This is a genomic window from Planomonospora parontospora (assembly GCA_014647935.1).
Lineage (GTDB): Bacteria > Actinomycetota > Actinomycetes > Streptosporangiales > Streptosporangiaceae > Planomonospora > Planomonospora parontospora.
This window is the reverse complement of record BMQD01000002.1, coordinates 355280-373179: the sequence shown is the minus strand read 5'-3', so window position 1 is coordinate 373179 and position 17900 is coordinate 355280. Positions and strand designations below refer to the sequence as shown.

Here is a 17900-nt window from a genome sequence, read left to right as displayed (position 1 = left end):
CGCCCGTCTGCCGTGAGGGCGCGAGCCGGCGGGCGAGAGGGCCTCACCTCTCGGCGGCGACCCGGTCGAGCCACTCCAGCATCAGCGCGTCGAAGAGCTCCGGCTGCTCGAACTGGGCGTTGTGCCCGGCCACGTCGAGCACCGCGTAAGTCGCCCGCGGATAGTGCTCGAGCAGCGCGAACGCGTCCGCGTAACCGACCACGTGGTCCTGCCGACCGGCGATGATCACGGTGGGCCGGTCGAAGCTCCGGCTCTCCGAGGGCTCCGGGTCCAGCAACCGGTTCGGCGCGATGCGCTCCAGCGCCGCGGTGTCGGCGCAGTCGAGGCCGACCATGATCTCGTCACGGAACCGGCGCAGGGTCTCCGAGGTCTGCACCACCGCCATCTCCGCGAACTCCTCGGCGAGCCGCGGCTCCGCCGAGGCGAGCAGCCCGGGATCGGGCCGCAGCACCTGGAATTCCGGGAGGACGCGCTCGGTGGCGCCCAGCCGGTCGGCGGCCGGGCAGATCAGCGCCAGTCCCAGCACCCGCTCCGGCCGCAGCCCCACCAGGGCGCGGGCCAGGTAACCGCCGTACGACTCGCCGGCCAGCAGGAACGGCTCATCGCCGAGGACGTCGTCCACGAAGGCCAGCACGGCCTCGAGCAGGCCGGCGGCGCTCGTCACGGAGGCGGGAGCCGGTGACTTCCCCATGCCCGGCAGGTCGGGATAGAGCCGCCGGTATCCGTCACGCCGGGCGAAGACCGGCTCCAGGCAGCCGAGCATCAGCCGGTGGTCCGGCGTCCAGCCGTGCAGCGCCAGGACCGGCGTGCCGGTCCCGTGCTCCACGAAGTGCAGCGGCGCGGACGTACGTACCGACGACATTACCGACCTCCGATGATCTTGCAGTTGATTCCGCCGCATCCTGCCACAGCGCACTGACAGATCTGCCGGCGAGCGCCCGGTCGGCGCCGAACGGCCGGAGGCGCCACGACCTCGCAGCCCGGTGTGCGGACTGCTCCGGACGAGGTCGCCCGCAAACTGGAGCCCACCGCCGGGTCATCCCGCATCGGCTTCGACCTTGCTGTCGAAGTCGATGCGGTGGTCGTACAGCCAGCTCAGCGCTTGCGGACCGCCGAACCGCTTCATGAGCACCGGGAACATCGCGTCGCGGAGCACACGGCTCGGTCCCGTTGCGGACTTGCTCCGGTTGACCTGCCGGGCGCCGGCGTGCACCTTACGCAGACGCCCTTCGCGTAGACGTTGGTAGGCCGGGAGGGCCTGGGCCACTGGCAGGTCGCGAAGGCAGCGGGCGAGCTCGACGGCGTCCTCCACAGCCATCGCGGCGCCCTGCCCCGAGCTGGGGGAGGTGACGTGGGCGGCATCTCCGATCAGTACGGCCCGGCCCCGGTGCCAGGTCTTCGGCGCCTTCATCTGGTGAGCGGCGAACCAGTCGTAACCGGGCGGCGTGGCCTGGACGATCCGGGCGGCGGGGGAGACGTCCACCGCAAGAAGCCCGTGCAGCCGCTGCCGCCACTGTTCGGCGGGGATCGCAGCGAGCTGCGCGGGCATGGGCTCCCTGGCGGCGGGGACGTTGACGAACCACCAGACGCAGCCGTCCTCACGCTGCACGTAGCCGAAGAACGCCCGTCTGCCGAACACCATGTGGAAGGTGCCGTATCCGCTGTCCAGGTCGAGGCCGTGTGCGAACCCGTTGGTGCCGAAGATGCCGCAGTAGCGGGGACGGGGGCCATCGGGAGCGACGAACCGCCTGGTCGCCGAGCGCATGCCGTCGGCGCCGATGAGCACGTCGCCCACCGCCTCGCCGCCGTCGGCGAAGCGCGCCACGATCCGGTCTCCGCGGTGCTCGACCTGGACGAGTCGCCTGCCGTACTCGACGGGCACGCCCCGGGCGGCGGCGTGCCCGTGCAGGGCGGCGTACAGATCGGCGCGCCGGAGCTGGACGGCCGTCGTGCCGTCCGGCAGCGGGGCCGGAACGTCCTCGCCGAGCCGCCGGCCGTCACCGAGCCACATCACGCCTCGAGGGCAGGGAAACCCGGCGTCGGCGACGGCGCGGTGCGCATCCAGCACCTGGAGCGCCGCCAGTCCGTTGGTGGACAGGCCCATCGTGGCGCCCACGCCGTACGCGCCGGCGGGGTGCGCCTCGTAGATGACCGAGTCGATGCCAGCCTTCTGCAGGGCCATGGCCGCTGCGGGCCCGGCGACGCCGCCACCGATGATCAGAGCTTTCATGGTCTACCCTTCAGCGAATCTACGCTTCAGAAAGTATCTTCTTTAAGAAGCCTCTTCTCAAAGAAGCTAAATCGGAGGGGGTCAGATGTCAACGGAGCGAGGAGACCTGGAGGTCGCCGCCTTTGCGGAGATCCCGCAGTTCGTCAGCGCGACGACGCTGTTCCAGCACGCCGTGGCCGACCAGCTCGGCCTACCCGTCAACGACCTGCACTGCCTCAACCTGGTGAGCTCGGGCCGAGCCGTGACGCCCACGCAGCTCGCCGAGCGCATGGGCATGACCACCGGCGCGGTCACGAAGATGCTCGACCGGATGCAGGAACAGCGGCTGATCCGGCGCGAGCCCGATCCTCGTGACCGCCGGCGTGTGATCATCAGCCAGTTGCCCGACAGGCTCGCCGAACTCGCCGAGCTCTACCGGCCCATGGCCGCCTTCCTACAGGAGCGGCTGGCCGCCTCCACCACCGACCAGCTCCGGTTCATCGTCGAGTTCGCCGCCGCGGCCGGGAACGTCGCTCTTGACCAGGCCGCCCTGCTGCGCAGGAACGGCAAGCCACACGCCACCCGCAGGAGTGCGCGCGAGAAGCATCGGCCGTGAGGGCGACCGATCCTCCCCGCCACAGGCTTCGTCGGCCTTCAGCGCGCCGAGGGTACCGGGGCGGGGTACCGGTACCGCGCGCCTACTCCCATCCGCGCAGGTCCGCCACGTAACGGTCATGGGCGGCGGCCTCCCACTCCTCCATGGAAGAATGCCTGCCCCGGCAGTAGCGGCCGACCAGGTGCGCCAGGAACGCCTCGCACTCGGCCTCGTCGCGCAGGCGCAATCCCGGGTCCGCGCTCCCGGCACGGAGCAGGTGGCCGCCGCCCGGCTCCGCGGTCAGGGTGACCTCGCCGCTCCGCCGCTCCCTGCGGGGTGACCGTACGGCCAGGTAGGCGGCGTAGACGTACCGGTAGGCGAACTCGTCGTGCGTGTCGTGGATCCGGTCGAGCCAGGAGCCGATCTCGTCACCGGCCGTCCCCGTTCCGGGTCTCGTTCCCATCGCCCCATTCTGACCGCCGGCGATAACGACGTCTCTTGGTGTGGAGCGTGCGGGTGTCGGCGCCGAGGCGGCCGCCGTCCAGCCGGGCCAGGCCGAACGGGTCGTCGGCCAGGTGCTGCGGGTGGGTGCTCTTGCGGTCGGTGACGTCACTGGAGACGCCGCCGGCCGGCGGCGGCCGGGCGTCCGGTCACGGCCGGGTGCGCTCACGGTGCACGACCACGCCGTCCTCGCGCCCGGGGTAGGCCATGATCAGCAGCCGCTGCGCGCCGTACTTCTCGCCCTCCCACGGGAGCCAGGCGTAGTGCACCCGGATCCGGTAGTCGCCGCTCCTGCCACGCAGGGCGAGGTTCGGATACTCGGGGCCGCTCATCGGGTCACCGAGCTCGATCCTCCCGCCGGGACTGCGGTAGCCCACCTCGACGACGTGCTGCCAACCCCTGGTCTCCACGGGCGGGCGGCGCGTATAGGTCTCGAGCGTGAGGCAGGTCGGCGCGTCGGGGTGGATCTGGATCTGCAACTGGCCGGGGAGCGCGGACACCAGCCCGTTCTCCTCCGGATGCTCGGACGGGCCGTCCTCGGAGAGATCACTCTCGGCGGTCTCCTCGTACGCCTCCAGCACCCCGTAGTCCGTCACCACCCGTTCCTTGACCACCGTCGCCGACGCCGGTCTGATCAGAGGACGGTGGCGGGGCGCCTCGTCGCACATGCGCTGCCGCTCCGCCGCCCACTCCCGCATCTCGCGCTCCTCCTCCGCCGCCTCCGCCCTGACCACCGCGTCGGCGGCCGGGCAGACCTCGTCGAGGACGTACGTGAACTCGCGCACGTCGACGCCGCTCACCGCGCGGACGCGGGCGATCTCCCCGGGGTCGTTCCGCGTGTAGACGCCGCAGAGCCGGCGGCCGTACGCCACCAGCGCCGGATCGGACAGGTCCTCGCCCACCGGGAGCGTCGTCCGGCCGGCGCGCACCTCGCACACGAAGGCCAGCTCACCGCTCAGCGGAGGGGTCTCGACGCGCCGCCCGTACCCGTCGGTCGCGGACCGGAGCCGCCCGCACTCGCCTTCGGTGGTGAACGGGCCGCGGGCGAGGTCCGCCGCGGGGAGCAGGCAGAGCGCCGTCACCGTGACCGCGCACGCCACCGCCGTCCGGTACGGCGAGCGCCGGGCCGGGCGCCGGCCGTACCGGAGCAGCAGGATCAGCGCCGACGCGGCGCAGGCGGCGCTGTGCCAGAGCGGCGGGACGCCGGTGAAGACCGTCGCACCGCCCTCCCCGGCGGCGGACACCCAGTCGGGATAGAGCTGCGGGCCCCCGTATCCGAAGGACACGTAGCCGGAGGACGGGCCCCCGCCCTCGTCGACGTACCCGGGCTCGGTCCGGGGGCCGGGCGCGGCGGTGGCCGCGGTGATCGCCCCGGCCGCGGCCGCCAGGAGCAGGACGCCCGCTGCCGTCCGTACGTGGCGGGGCGTCCGGCGCACCACCGCGGTCAGGGCCAGGAGGGCGAGGCCGCCGATCCCGACGAGGAGGTCGGCGCAGAACCAGAGCAGTGCGAGCTGGGGGTGCAGCGCACCGGTGAGGGTCCCGCCGATCGGCCCCTCCGGCCCGAGCCAGAAGGGGACCCCGCGGGCGAGACCGGCGAGTACGGGCAGCAGCGGCAGCACGACCGCCATGACCGGGAGCGGCCATCGTCCGAGCGGGGCCCGGTCCGGTGCCGGCCGATCCCCGCCCGGTACGGCTCCGGCGTCCGGTACGGCTCCCGCCTCCCGTACGGCTCCCGCATCCGGCGCGGCCTTCGCATGCGGGCCGCCGAGGTCGTGGGCGGACCGCGCCAGCCAGACCGGGACGAGGACCTGGAAAACCACGATGAGGCCGGTGAGCACCGTGCCGGAGTCCCCCCACGGGAAACGGAGGGTGAGGACGAGAGGCGTGACGAGGAGCGACATCGCCGGATCTGCGACTCCGACCCACACGGTGGTCCGGCCCCACCGGCCGTCCCGCGCCTGCATCACCAGGACCAGCACCGTCCACAGCGTCCAGGGCACCCCGCCCAGGCTCCCCAACTGGAAGACGTCCCCGGCCGCGTCGAGGTCGAGGGCGTCGCACACCCTCGCACCGGTCGACGCCGCCGCGGACAGCGTCCCGGCCGCGAGCGCGGTGAACCTCACCCCCCGGGACGCACCGGACAGCACCTGGTGGAACAGCAGCACGAGGGCCAGCTCCGCGAGGCTCCAGCAGACGTCCGCCCACCACGGTGACGAGAGGCCGGTGAACCGGTGGAAGACCAGATGCAGGACCAGGTCCGCGTAGAGCACCCGGCGCAACCGGCGCGCGGCCTTCCCCGCGGACCTCGCGGGCCCCGCAGGAACCACGGCCTCCGCAATCCCTGCAGCAGCCGCCGCCCCCGAGGGATCCGCGGACCTGGCAGGCTTCATGGGTCCCGGGAGGCCGACGGGCCCGGCGGACCCAGTGAACCCGGCGGACCCTGCGGACCCGCCCGTCACCGGGCCGCGGAGGATCTGCCAGAGCGCCCAGCCCTGCACTGTTCCGGCCAGGAGCAGCGGCAGCAGGGACCAGCCCGACAGGTCCTCCGCCGGATCGGACTCCGACCACGCGCCGAGGGACAGCACCCCGGTGAGGAATCCGTCGCCTCCCACCGCCGCGACGGCACCCGACACGGCGACCGCGGCCGTGTAACCGACCGCGATCAGCCCCGCCGGCCACCCGAACCGGTACCGGCGGCCGAGCCGGGGAAGGCGAGGAAGCCAGGGAAGCAGAGGAAGGCGGGAGAGCCGGGGAGGGCGCACGCGTGTCCCCCTGATGGTGAGAAGGATCAACCGAGCAAAGCGCCCAACCCTAGCGGGAACACCCTACGGAGTCGATCATCGCGGTGCCGCGGGTCAGACCCGGAAGTGCGCGACGGACCGGTTCAGGCCGACGGCCAGGTCCGCCAGCTGCCGGGCGGCCCCGGTCGCCTGGGCCGCGCCGGCGTTGGCCTCGCCCGCCGCGTGCGAGACGTCGGCGACGCTGCGCGCGATCTGATCCACGCCGGTGGCCGCCTGGCCGACGCTGCGGCTGATCTCCTGCGTGGTCGCCGTCTGCTCCTCCACCGCCGAGGCCACCGTGGTCTGGTGCTCGTTGATCCGCTCGACGATCCCGGTGATCTCCGACAGCGCCTGCGCCGCCTCGGCGCTGCTGCCCTGGATCGCGGCGATCTTGCGGCTGATCTCCTCGGTGGCCTTGGCGGTCTCCTGCGCCAGTTCCTTGACCTCGGTCGCCACGACCGCGAAGCCCTTGCCGGACTCCCCGGCCCGCGCCGCCTCGATGGTCGCGTTCAGCGCCAGCAGGTTGGTCTGCTCGGCGATGCTGTTGATCACCTTGACGACGTCGCCCACCTCGCTGCTCGCCGTACCCAGGGCGGCGACGGAGGCGTTGGTCTGGGCGGCGACGTTCTGCGCCTGCTGCGCGATCTGGACCGCGCTGGCGGCGCTGCGCGAGATGTCGGCGATCGCCGCGTTCATCTCCTCGCTGGCCCCGGCCACGGTGGTGACGCTGGCCGAGACCTGCCCGGCCGCCGAGGCCGCGCTCTGCGACTGCGCCGCGGTGACGGTGGCGCCCGACTCGATCCGCGCCGCCAGGCCGGTCAGCTCCGCGGAGGCCCCGGTCAGCCGCCCCGCCTGGTCCTGCACGTCCTGGACGCTGGCGCGCATGGCGCCCAGCGAGCGGCTCAGCGCCCCGGACATCACGCCGACCTCGTCGCGGGTGCCGGTCTGCGGCACCTGGATGGTCAAGTCGCCGTCGGCTACCGCGCCGAGGGCGTCCGCGAACCGGCGCAGCGGGCGGCTGATGCCCCGCGACACCCGTACGGCCAGCGCCAGGCCGAGCAGCACGGCCGCCCCGAGAAAGAGCAGGGAGAGGGTCACCGCCGTGTCGTACTTGCCGTCCAGGTCGGCCGCGGTGGCCGCCGCCTCGGTCTTCTCGGCCTCGACCATCTCCTTGAGGAGGGCCTTGCACTCCTCCCAGGGCGCGTTCGCCGCCCCGGTGTCCTTGATCGACATATAGGTCTCGACGTCGCCCTTGATGGCGGCGGGCAGCATCTGCTGCTCGGCGACCGCGCTGTAGGCGTCGAAGCTCTCGCGGAACTCCGCGACCTTCTCCGGCGCGGCGGCGATCGGGCCGTACTCCTCCAGCAGCCCGTCGATGCTCTCGATGTCACCGTCGATCTTGTCGAGCATCTTCCGCAGGTCCTCGGAGCCCGTCTCAAGCAGGGGGACCTGGTTCTGGTCCAGGCGCAGCACGCGGAGCACGTCACGCAGGTCGGACGCCACCACCATCGGCTGGACGTTGCCGGTGTAGATGGACTGGCCCGCCGAGCGCACCGCGCTGGTCTGGGCCAGCGTGACGAGCGTGGCGGCGGACGACACGAGCAGCGTGACCAGCACGGTGACGCCGATCTTCATGCCGACCGGCAGATCGCCCCAGAGCCGGCGGCGGCCGCCTGCGGCCGCGTGCGTGTTCATGGATTCCACGGGGTTCCCTTATGAGTCAGGTCACAGCAGACGGTTGTGACCTGACTCATCGGTTCCCACCGGCCCGAACGAAGGAGAAATCCGGACCCCTGCCACCGGAACCGGTGTCACCGGCCCCGCAGGTGCCGCAGCCGGTCCGCGGAACCGGCCGGCTCGCCCCGTTCCCCCGGCAGCGCAGGGGGAGAGGAACCCGGCTGCGGTTTCCTTGACGCCCGGCGGAGACCGTCGCTAGCTTTGGGAGCGCTCCCAAAGATCGGATACCCCGCAGACGCCGCTCGCCCTCGAGCCGGTCCGTCGGAGGAGTCGAGACATATGCCGAGTGACATGGCTCCGAAGGCTGGACTCCCCGGGAAGGACACGCGGCGCCCGGCGCCCGGGTCCCGGCCGGGCTCGGAGATCCCGCCCCGCGCCCCGTCCGACGACGTACCGCTCACCCCGGCGCAGCAGCGCCTGTGGTTCCTGGACCGCGTCGGATTCGACGGCGCCGCCTACCTGCTGTGGCTGGGGGTCCGGATCACCGGGCCGGTCGACCTGGCGGCGCTGCGCGGCTCCCTGAGCGCCCTGGTCCGGCGGCACGAGGCACTGCGCACCGCCGTCGTGGAGACGGACCGCGGGCCGAGGCAGGTCGTCCGCGACCTGCCCGAGGACGAGCTCGCCGGGCTGCTGCACGTCGAGGAGCTCGGTGCGCTCCCCGCGCCGGACTCCGGGGTCGAGGAGCGGGAGTCGCTCGCGCGGCGGCGCACCCGGGAGGTCCTGACCGCGCCGTTCGACCTCTCCCGCCCGCCGCTGCTGCGGGTCACGCTGCTCCGCCTGGCCGAGGACGAGCACGTGCTCCTGATGAGCGTGCACCACATCGTCGCCGACGGGCCTTCCCTGGCGGTCCTCTCCGACGAGCTGTTCGCCGGCTACCGCGCCGCCGTGACCGGTGAGCCGGAACCGGCCTCCCCCGGCGACGTCGCACAGTTCCCCGACTACGCGGTGTGGCTGGCCGGCCAGGATCCCGAGTCCCTCCGCGCCGACCGCGACTACTGGCGCGACCGGCTCGACGGCGTCCCGCCGCTGCTGCCGCTGCCCACCGACCGGCCGCGCACCGCCTCGCAGGGGACGGACTCCGGCCGCTGCTCCGCGCGGCTGCCCGACGAGGTGGCCCAGGGCCTGCGGGCGCTGCTGCGGCGCGAGAGGTGCACGCCGTACATCGTGCTGCAGACCGCTTTCGCGGCGGCGCTGGCCCGGGTGTGCGACGTGGAGGACCTGGTCATCGGGACACCGGTGGCCAACCGCGACCTGCCCTCGCTGGCCCGGTCGGTGGGCATGTACGTCAACACCCTGGCGATGCGCGCCGACGTGCGCGGCAATCCCACGCTCACCGAGCTGCTCCGGCGCACGCGCGCCGGGTTCCTCGGCGCCTTCAAACACCAGAGGTTCCCGTTCGACCAGGTGGTCGAGCTGGTGAACGCCCCCCGCGACCTCGCCCACAACCCCGTCTTCCAGGTCATGCTGGTCGTCCAGGGGGCCGACCGGTCCGACCACGGCGTGCCCGGCTGGTCCATGCGCGAGTGGGAGACGCCGTCTCCGAGCGCCCGGTTCGACCTCACCGTGCACGCCGTCGTGGGCGCCGACATGGACATCAGCATCGACTACTCCACCGCCCTCTTCGACGCCGGGACCGCCGAGCGCATGAGGGACCACGTGGTGCGGATGCTCACCGAGCTGGCGGCGCGGCCGGAGACCCGGGTGTGGGACGTCGACCTCACCGGTGACGGGCCCGGCGGCGCCGCGGCCCTGCCGGCGGGCACCGGGCGGGACGAGGCCGTACGGGATGGGGTCGGGCGGGACGAGGCCGTACGGGACGAGGCCGTACGGGACGAAGCCGCGCGCGCCGCGGAGCCGCGGGTGCACGAGCTGGTCGCGCTCCGGGCCGCGCAGACGCCCGAGGCGCCGGCCGTCGTCGCCGGGGACGGGCGCACCCTCTCCTACCGGGAGCTGGACCGGCGCGCCGACGACCTCGCCGGTGAGCTGGCCGGTGCGGGCGTGGGCCCGGGGACGCTCGCCGGCGTGGTCCTGCCCTCCGGTCCGGAGGCCGTGGTGGCGATCCTGGGCGTGCTCAAGGCGGGCGGCGCGTACCTGCCGCTCGACCCCTCCCACCCGCCGGCCCGCCTGCGGGACATCCTGCGGGAGTCCGGAGCCCTCGTGACCCTCTCGGCGGGCGGCGGCGGCATCGAGATCTCCGCCCTGGCACCCGGCGGCGGTACGGTGGCCGGGACCCCTCCGGCTCCGGCACCCGGCGGCACGGTGAGCGGGACCTCCTCCTCGCCGGTGACCGGCGACGGTACGGTGGCCGGGATCCCCCCGGCTCCGGTACCCGGCGGCGCGGCATCCGGGAGCCCCTCCGGCCGTCCCGGCCCGGACGACCTGGCGTACGTGATCTACACCTCGGGCTCCACCGGCCGTCCGAAGGGGGTCATGGTCACGCACGGGACGCTCTCCCGGCTGACGGAGTCCTTCGTCCGCGTCCACGGGTTCGGCCCGGGGCAGCGGCTGCTCGTGCTCCCGCCGCTGACCTTCGACGCGTCGGTGGGGGACGTGTTCCCCGCGCTGGTCTCGGGTGCGGCCCTGGTGTTCCATCCCGAGCCCGCCCTGCTCGACGGGGCGGAGCTCGTGCGGTTCTGCGCCGAGCGGGGGGTGACGGCCGTGGACACCGCGGCCGCCCTGTGGCGGCGCTGGGCCGGGGAGCTGGACGGGACGGACGTGCCCGGCGACTGGCCGGTGGACGTCATGATGATCGGCGGGGAGCGCGCGCCCATGGACGCGGTGCGGGCCTGGGCGCGGGCCACCGGCGGCCGGGTGCGGCTCTTCAACCACTACGGCCCGACCGAGGCCACGGTCTGCGCCACCGTCCACGCCACGGTGGACGGCACGGGCAACGGCGCCGGGGACGGGACGGTGCAGGGCGGCACGGGGAACGGCGCGGTGGCCGCGGGCACCGCCCACCTGCCGATCGGGCGGCCGCTCCCGCACGTCCGCGCGTACGTCTGCGACCGGCACGGCGGGCGGGCCCCGGTGGGCACGCCCGGCGAGCTGTACCTGGGCGGCGACTGCCTGGCCCGCGGATACCTCGGCGACCCGGCGATGACCGCCGACCGGTTCGTGCCCGACCCGTTCGCCGCCGCACCGGGCTCGCGCATGTACCGCACCGGCGACCTGGCCCGGTGGCTGGCCGACGGGTCCCTGGAGTTCCTCGGCCGGGCCGACCGGCAGGTGAAGATCCACGGCCACCTCGTCGAGCCCGCCGAGGTGGAGGCCGCGCTGGCGGCGCATCCGGCGGTGGGCGAGGCGGCGGTCGCGGCCCTGCCCGACCCGGCCGGCCACCACCGGCTGATCGCCTACGTGACCGGCGGCGAGCCCGGTGACCTCCGGCGCCACCTGCGGGACCGGCTGCCGGACTACCTCGTGCCCGCGCTCTTCGTCCGGCTGGACGCCCTCCCCCGCACCGCGCACGGCAAGACCGACTACGCGGCACTGCCCGCGCCCGAGCCCGGCGGCTCCGGACCGGAGGAGTACACCCCGCCGCGGGGTCCCGTGGAGGAGGCGCTCGCCCGGGTCTGGGCCGGCGTGCTCGGCGTGGAACGGGTGGGCCGCCACGACGGCTTCTTCGCCCTCGGCGGGCACTCCCTGCGGATCGCCGAGGTGGTGACCCGGGTGCACGCCGAGCTCGGCGTACGGCCCTCCGCCCGCGACCTGTTCGAGGCCGCCGACCTGGCCGAGTTCGCGGCGCTGGTCACCGCGCGCGCCGACGGCTCCCGCGACGGCGGCGCGGACGACGACGCACCGGACCTGCGGGCCGAGGTGAGGCTGCCGGACGAGGTGGCGGTGGCCGCCCGGACCTCCGCCCGGCCCGGTCCCGGGACGTTCCTGCTGACCGGCGCCACGGGCTTCCTCGGCGCGCACCTCGTCGCCGAGCTGCTGGAGCGCACGACGGGCCGGGTGATCTGCCTGGTGCGCGCCGGCTCCCCGGAGCACGCCCTGCGGCGGGTGCGGGAGAACCTGGTCCGGTACGGGCTGGAGCGGGTCTCCGGCGACTCCCGGCTGGTGGGGCTGCCCGGTGACCTGGCCGCGCCGCGCCTCGGGCTGGACGCCGAGGCGTTCGGCGAGCTGGCCCTGCGGGTGGACGCCGTCTGCCACAGCGGCGGGCTGGTCAACTTCGCCCAGCCGTACGCCCTGCTGCGCCCGCCGAACGTGGCGGGCACGGTGGAGGTGCTGCGGCTCGCGGCGCTGGGCGGCGGGGTCCCGGTGCACCTGCTCTCGACCCTGGGGGTGTACCTCGGCGACGCCTACCGGGGGCGGCCGGTGAGCGAGCTCGATCCGCCGGAGGACCCCGGCGGGCTCGGCGGCGGGTACAACCAGAGCAAGTGGGTGGCCGACCGGCTGGCCGAACCGGCACGGCGGCGCGGCATCCCGGTGACCGTGCACCGGCCCGCCCGGATCGGCGGGGACAGCCGCACCGGGATCGGGGCTCCCGACGACTACTTCGGCCGGCTGCTGATCACCTGCGCCCAGGTCGGCATGGTGCCCGAGCTGGGCTTCGAGGAGGACCTGTCCCCGGTGGACCAGGTGGCCGGCGGAGTGGCCGCGGCGGTCGCCTCAGCCCAGCCTCCCCCTCACGACCTGCACTACTTCAATCCGGCGACGGTCGGCTACGGGCGGATCGCCGCGGCCCTGGCCGAGCGCGGATGCCCCGCCGACCTGGTGCCCTGGTCCCGGTGGCGGGCCGCCGTACTGGCCCGGCTGGCCGCCGGGGAGCCGACCGCGCTCGAGCCGTTCGCCGCCGGGCTGGCCGAGACCGAACCGCGCTTCGACCGGCCGCTGTTCGACTGCGCCCGCACCGAGAAGTGGCTGAGCGGGGCGGGCGTGCCGCCCGCCCCCGACGGGTCGTGGCTGCTCGGCCGCTACCTGGACGCGTTCGCCACCGCGGGCCGGCTGCCGGGCGCGGGGAGCGGATCGTGACCGCGCGAGGGGACCTGATCAGGTTCGGCGGGGTGTGGCTGGCCTCGCTGGTGTCCGGCGTGGGGTCCAGCATCACCTCCTTCGTCCTGGGCGTGTGGGTGTTCCAGACGACCGGGTCGGCCACCCTGTTCGCCTTCGTGATGCTGAGCTCCATGCTTCCCGGCCTGGTCGCCGGGCCGTTCGCCGGGGTGGCGATCGACCGCTTCAACCGGCGGACGGTCATGGTGGTCACCGACAGCCTGGCGGCGGTGTCCACCGCCGCGGTCGCGGTCCTGCTGTACCTGGACGCGCTCGCGGTGTGGCACGTCTACGTCAGCGCGACGGTGAGCGCCGCGTGCGGGGTCTTCCACCTGACCGCCTACCAGGCGATGACGCCGATGCTGATCCCCAAGCGGCACCTGGGCCGGGCCAACGGGCTCATGCAGGCCGCCACCGCGATCCAGATCGCCGCCCCGCTCCTGGCCGCCTCACTGCTCGGGGCCGTGGGCATGGTCGGCGTGCTCGTCGTCGACCTGGCGTCGTTCGCCGTCGCGATGGGCACGCTGCTGGTGGTGAGCCTGCCGGCGCCGGTCCTGCGCCCGGCGGAGCGGACCGAGCGGCCGTCCCTCGGCTCGGACCTCACTTTCGGCCTGCGGTATCTCCGGGCCCGGCCCGCGCTCCTCGCGTTCGTCCTCATGCTCACCGCGTACAACTTCCTCTTCGGGGTCGCCGGAGTACTGGTCCAGCCGCTCATCCTGTCCTTCTCCTCGGCGGCCACCCTCGGCGTGCTGATGTTCGCGGGCGGGTCCGGGCTCTTCGCGGGCGGGCTGCTCATGGGCGCGTGGGGCGGGCCGAAGCGGCGGGTGGCCGGGATCGCGGTGTTCATGGCGCTCGGCGGAGCGGCCCTGGCCCTGCACGCGCCCTGGACGTCGGCGGTGGTCGTGGGGGCCGCCGCGGCCGTGTTCCTGTTCACCCTGCCCGTGGTCCAGGGCACCGTCGTCACGGTCCTGCAGAGCAAGGTCGAACCGGCCTCGCTGGGCAGGGTCATGGGCACCTCGCACACCCTCGGCCAGCTCGCGATGCCCGCCGCCTACCTGCTGGCGGCCCCGCTGGCCGAGAACGTCGTGGGCCCGGCCCTGGAGCCCGGCGGCCCGCTCACGGGCTCGCTGGGAGCGGTCGTCGGGGTCGGTGAGGCGCGCGGCCTCGCCGCGGTGGTGCTGGCGGACGGGATCCTGCTGGTCCTGCTGGCGGGCGTCGTGATGCTGGTCCCCGCGCTCCGGCGGCTGGAGCACGACGTTCCCGACGCCGACGCCGTCCCCGGCGCCTCAGCCCTCGCGGTCGGCGACGAGCAGGCAGAACGCGGCCGACCGGGTGAGATCGCGGCGTTCGACTGAGCCGCAGCCCGCCGCTTCCATCCACCCGGCGATCGTCTCCACCGGATGGAGCCTGCCGCCCTGGGTGTGGATCAGGTTGAGGTCGAAGCCGCGGGTGAACGCCTCCTCGCGGACGCTGCCTACCGGGTCGGGGAGGGTCTCCATCACGATCAGCCTCCCCCCGGGGCGCAGTGCCCCCGCCGCCCGGCCCACCAGGGCCCGGGCGGTGTCGGCGGGGAAGCCGTGCAGCACGTTGAACAGCAGCACGACGTCCTGTCCCCCGGGCGCCTCGGCCGTACGGAGGTCCCCGGGGAGGAAGGTGAAGCGCTCCGCCAGCCCGGCGGCCTCCACCGCCGCGCGCCCCGGCTCCAGGGCCTCGGGCAGGTCGAGGACGGTCGCGGACAGTCCGGGGTGGCGGCGGCAGTAGGCGAGGCTGTACCTGGCGTGCCCCCCGCCGAGGTCCAGCAGGCGGGCCGGCTCGCCGGGCGGCCCGGCGAGCTCCAGCACCTCCTCCTCCAGCCACTCGGCGATGCGGAGCTGGACCCCCTGGAATCCGGTGAGCACGTCGGGACGTTCCTGGAGCCAGGCGTAGAAGTCCCGCTGCGGCTTTCCGGTGCGCACGGTCTCCTCCAGGCCCTGCCAGAGCCCGCCGATCAGGGAGTGCCAGAAGTCCAGCACGGCCCCGAACCCGTCGTCCGGCCCGGCCAGCCACGCCCCGGCCGGGGTCCGCTCGTAGCCGTCCTCGCCCTCGGCGAGGTAGCCGCCGGTGACCAGCAGGCGCAGCAGCGCGCGGAGGTTCGCCTCGTCCACGGCCAGCTCGCCGGCGAGGGCGCCGAGCTCGCGCGGCCCCCGTTCGAGCGCGCTGAACACGCCGAGCCGCAGTGCGGCCACCGCGGCGTGGAAGATCATCGTCTGGATCAGGTCGATCTGGACGGCCGGACCCTCTCCTCGGCGCAGGGTCGCGGCCTCGTCGGGCGGCAGGTCGAGTGGCACGTCGCTCCTCGGTCGGTTCATCGGCCCGGGTGCCCGGCGGCCCGGGCACCCGGCGGTCTCATCAGCTCAGGCTCTCGGCGGCGGCGCGTACCGACTCCCTCAGATGCGAGGGCACCTCGTCCCCGAACCACGACAGGTAGGAGCGCACGTGGTCGTCGTCGTCCCGGAGGAAGGGGAAGTCGGTCGCCACCATGCGCCTGATCACCAGCATCGCCACGGGGCTGGACAGCGGGCGCAGGTCGGGGTTCCACAGGCCCGGCTTGTCGGGCGGTCCCGGATGGAACTCGCCGATCATGAGCCCCTCCGAGACGTACGACGCCTTCAACGCCGCCTGGGCCGCGTCGATGGCCGGGAGGTCCTCCCTGCGCGCGTCCGGGAAGAGGATCATCAGGGTCGTGTAGGTGGAGAGGGTCTCTCCGGCCGGGGCCAGCCGCATGAACCACTCGCGGTACGGCCGGACGGAGTGCACCACCTCCTCCGGGTCGGCCGGGTGGCCCGGCCGTACCGCGAGGAAGGTCCGGCCCTTGTCCATCGACGTCGAGGTGTACGGGCACACCGCTCCCCTGCGTCCCAGCTCGGGCAGCGGCCTGCACAGGTATTCGCCCATCCACTCCCGCACGGTGCGCAGGACGGGAAGGTGTCCGGCGGCCTCCGGCGGCGGCGTCCGGCCGAGGTCCCCCATCTCGAAGAGGACCAGGTCGTCACGGTCGGGATGGCGTATCACCCGGTCCTCCTCGCGGAGGCTCCGGTACGGCGCCGCAGCCGCCGGACGGCCGCGGCCGCGCCCAGGGCGGCTCCCGCGGACAGCGCCGCCGCGGCCGCGCCCAGCAGCGCGTTCTGACGGCGGGCGCGGTGCAGCGCCTCGCCGTAGGGCATCGAGGTGTGCGAGATCATGGTGTACAACGGCTGCCATCCTCGGGGGAAGATCCGGTTGAGCGTCAGGTCGGCGCGGGCCCGGAGCAGGCGCACGGGAGAGCGCAGGCCGTCGCGCAGTTCCAGGAAGTTCTCCTTCGACAGCTCGGCCAGGACGTCGGTGTGCGGTCGCCTCAGGTCCTGGTACTCCCGCAGCGCGGCGCCCCGGTCCGCGGGATGCCGGGCCAGGCACTCGTCGAGCACGAGGCAGTCCTCGAAGGAGGCGTTCATCCCCTGCCCGTAGAAGGGGTAGACGGCGTGGCAGGCGTCTCCGACGAGCACCACCCGCTCCCCCGCGTGCCATGCCGAGGTGCGCACGCTGACCAGGCGCCCGACCGGGTTGGCCTCGAACTCCTCGGCCAGGTCCGGGATGAGCCGCAGGGCGTCCGGGAACCTGCTCCGGAAGAACCGTTCGGCCTCTGCGCCCGAACCGAGCGAGGCGAAGCTCGACCCGCCCTCGTGCGGCAGGAAGAGCGTGCAGGTCAGCGAGTTGTCGGTGTTGGGGTGCGCGACGATCAGCGCGCGGTGGGCCGGCCAGAGGTGCAGCGCCTCGATCGGGGTTCGCGGGCCGCCGTCCGGCGCCGGCGGGATCGTGAGCTCCTTGTACCCCCATTCGAGGAACTCCTGGTGCAGGTCCGCGGACCTGCCGCGCTGCATGAGCCGGCGCACGGCGGAGAAGGCCCCGTCCGCACCGACCACGAGATCGGCCTCGACCCGCCGCGTCTCCCCCGAGATCGTGTCGGACAGCGTCAGCGTGCCGGTGTCCGCGTCGAGGTCGACGCAGCGCAGCCCGTAGAAGAACGTCACCCCGCCGAGGGCTTCGGCGTGCTCGATGAGCAGCGCGTTGAGCACGCCGCGGCGGATCGAGTAGAGGATCTCGTGGTCCGCCGTGCCGTACGGCTGGAACGTCAGCTCCCCCGAGGGGGAGTGGATCATGCGTCCCCGCATCGGCACGGTGTGCGGCCACAGTTCCTCGAGCAGCCCGGCCCGGCGCAGGGCCCGGATGCCCCGTGCGGAGAGCCCCAGGTTGATGGAGCGTCCGTCGCCCTCGTCCTTGCTCAGGCGCGGGTCGTCCCGGTGCTCGTAGACCTCGACCCGGAAGCCCCGCCGGGCCAGGAACAGGGCGAGCAGGGACCCGGACAGCCCCGCGCCCACGATCGCGGCGCGCGGCCCGGACCGGGCGTTCTCCCGCAGCGGGGGTCGTGAGAGATCGTCATCCGTCATCTGGTCTCCACCGATTCGTCGTGCCGCGGTAGGGGGTCATGCCGCGGACCTGCGCGGCGGCGCGCACCGGGTGTCCTCGGCGGCTCCGGTCAGCGGCTCCGGGCCCTCGCCCGCGAGCGGTTCCCGGCTCACCGCCCGGCCGTCCGCCCACCGCACCCGCCCGGTTCCGTACGGTGACCGCGGGTTCGCCGGTCTGTGAATACGGACACGAATCCAGAAACGGTCATTTAAGGAATTGAAGGCGCAGGTCATCACACTCTCCCTGTAGAGGGAAATTCGATTGGCCGTTCGCGGCGGGCGAGAATGCGCAGCGCTCCGCGGACCCCGGCATGCGGAAGCCCAGGGCTCGCGGCTTCGCGGAAGCGGTGCCGGAGGACGGCGGAGGACACCGGAACGTCCCGGCCGGCGGGCGCCGTACCGGGGCGCCGACGCGTCCGGACCTCCGGTTTCAGGCATCGTCGGCAGAAGCCGCGACAGGTCGCCGAGGTCGTCGGAAACCTGCGGACTCCATCGGACGCTCGGTCACGATGGCGACCGAAACGTTTCATGGGAGCGCTCCCACCACCCGTGGGAACGCTCCCACTTGCCGAAGATATGGACACGGGATATCACCCGTCAAGATACTG

General features: G+C 73.9%; 11 protein-coding genes. 3 read left to right on the top strand and 8 right to left on the bottom strand.

Annotated elements, in window-relative coordinates; all coding sequences use genetic code 11:
- Positions 1–43 precede the first annotated feature (43 nt).
- Positions 44–862: an alpha/beta fold hydrolase gene (locus tag IEZ07_RS04750; RefSeq protein WP_191893645.1), complete on the bottom strand. Its 819-nt coding sequence runs from the start codon at positions 860–862 to the stop codon at positions 44–46.
- Positions 863–1036: 174 nt separating this feature from the next.
- Positions 1037–2230 (bottom strand): FAD-dependent oxidoreductase, encoded by a 1194-nt coding sequence (locus tag IEZ07_RS04745; protein WP_191893644.1) that lies wholly within the window; start codon positions 2228–2230, stop codon positions 1037–1039.
- Positions 2231–2315: 85 nt separating this feature from the next.
- On the opposite strand from IEZ07_RS04745, the gene IEZ07_RS04740 reads away from it, so the two are divergent.
- Positions 2316–2825, top strand: a complete 510-nt coding sequence (locus IEZ07_RS04740) for a MarR family transcriptional regulator (protein ID WP_191893643.1) — start codon at positions 2316–2318, stop codon at positions 2823–2825.
- Between the two features lie 82 nt (positions 2826–2907).
- Here IEZ07_RS04740 and IEZ07_RS04735 read toward each other — a convergent pair whose 3' ends face one another.
- From IEZ07_RS04735 to IEZ07_RS04725, 3 genes are all read right to left on the bottom strand, one after another.
- The gene (locus IEZ07_RS04735) at positions 2908–3267 is read right to left on the bottom strand and encodes a hypothetical protein (protein ID WP_191893642.1); all 360 of its coding nucleotides are present in this window, start codon (positions 3265–3267) and stop codon (positions 2908–2910) included.
- 187 nt (positions 3268–3454) lie between these two features.
- On the bottom strand, positions 3455–5917 hold the full coding sequence (locus tag IEZ07_RS04730) for a hypothetical protein (RefSeq protein WP_191893641.1): 2463 nt from the start codon (positions 5915–5917) through the stop codon (positions 3455–3457).
- A 243-nt stretch (positions 5918–6160) separates the two neighbouring features.
- On the bottom strand, positions 6161–7780 hold the full coding sequence (locus tag IEZ07_RS04725; protein ID WP_239319408.1) for a methyl-accepting chemotaxis protein: 1620 nt from the start codon (positions 7778–7780) through the stop codon (positions 6161–6163).
- Between the two features lie 333 nt (positions 7781–8113).
- On the opposite strand from IEZ07_RS04725, the gene IEZ07_RS04720 reads away from it, so the two are divergent.
- Complete coding sequence (locus IEZ07_RS04720) at positions 8114–12793, top strand: non-ribosomal peptide synthetase (protein ID WP_191893639.1); 4680 nt, start codon at positions 8114–8116, stop codon at positions 12791–12793.
- Positions 12790–14166, top strand: coding sequence for an MFS transporter (locus IEZ07_RS04715; RefSeq protein WP_204054242.1), 1377 nt, complete (start codon positions 12790–12792; stop codon positions 14164–14166). Before IEZ07_RS04720 ends, IEZ07_RS04715 begins: the two co-directional genes overlap by 4 nt.
- On the opposite strand, the gene IEZ07_RS04710 is transcribed toward IEZ07_RS04715, so the two are convergent.
- The 3 genes from IEZ07_RS04710 to IEZ07_RS04700 form a co-directional block, all read right to left on the bottom strand.
- Positions 14098–15138, bottom strand: a complete 1041-nt coding sequence (locus tag IEZ07_RS04710) for an SAM-dependent methyltransferase (RefSeq protein WP_191893638.1) — start codon at positions 15136–15138, stop codon at positions 14098–14100. The genes IEZ07_RS04715 and IEZ07_RS04710 overlap by 69 nt on opposite strands.
- 61 nt (positions 15139–15199) lie before the next feature.
- Positions 15200–15862 (bottom strand): DUF6875 domain-containing protein, encoded by a 663-nt coding sequence (locus IEZ07_RS04705; protein WP_191893637.1) that lies wholly within the window; start codon positions 15860–15862, stop codon positions 15200–15202.
- The gene (locus tag IEZ07_RS04700; protein WP_191893636.1) at positions 15859–17274 is read right to left on the bottom strand and encodes an FAD-dependent oxidoreductase; all 1416 of its coding nucleotides are present in this window, start codon (positions 17272–17274) and stop codon (positions 15859–15861) included. Before IEZ07_RS04700 ends, IEZ07_RS04705 begins: the two co-directional genes overlap by 4 nt.
- Between the last annotated feature and the right edge of the window lie 626 nt (positions 17275–17900).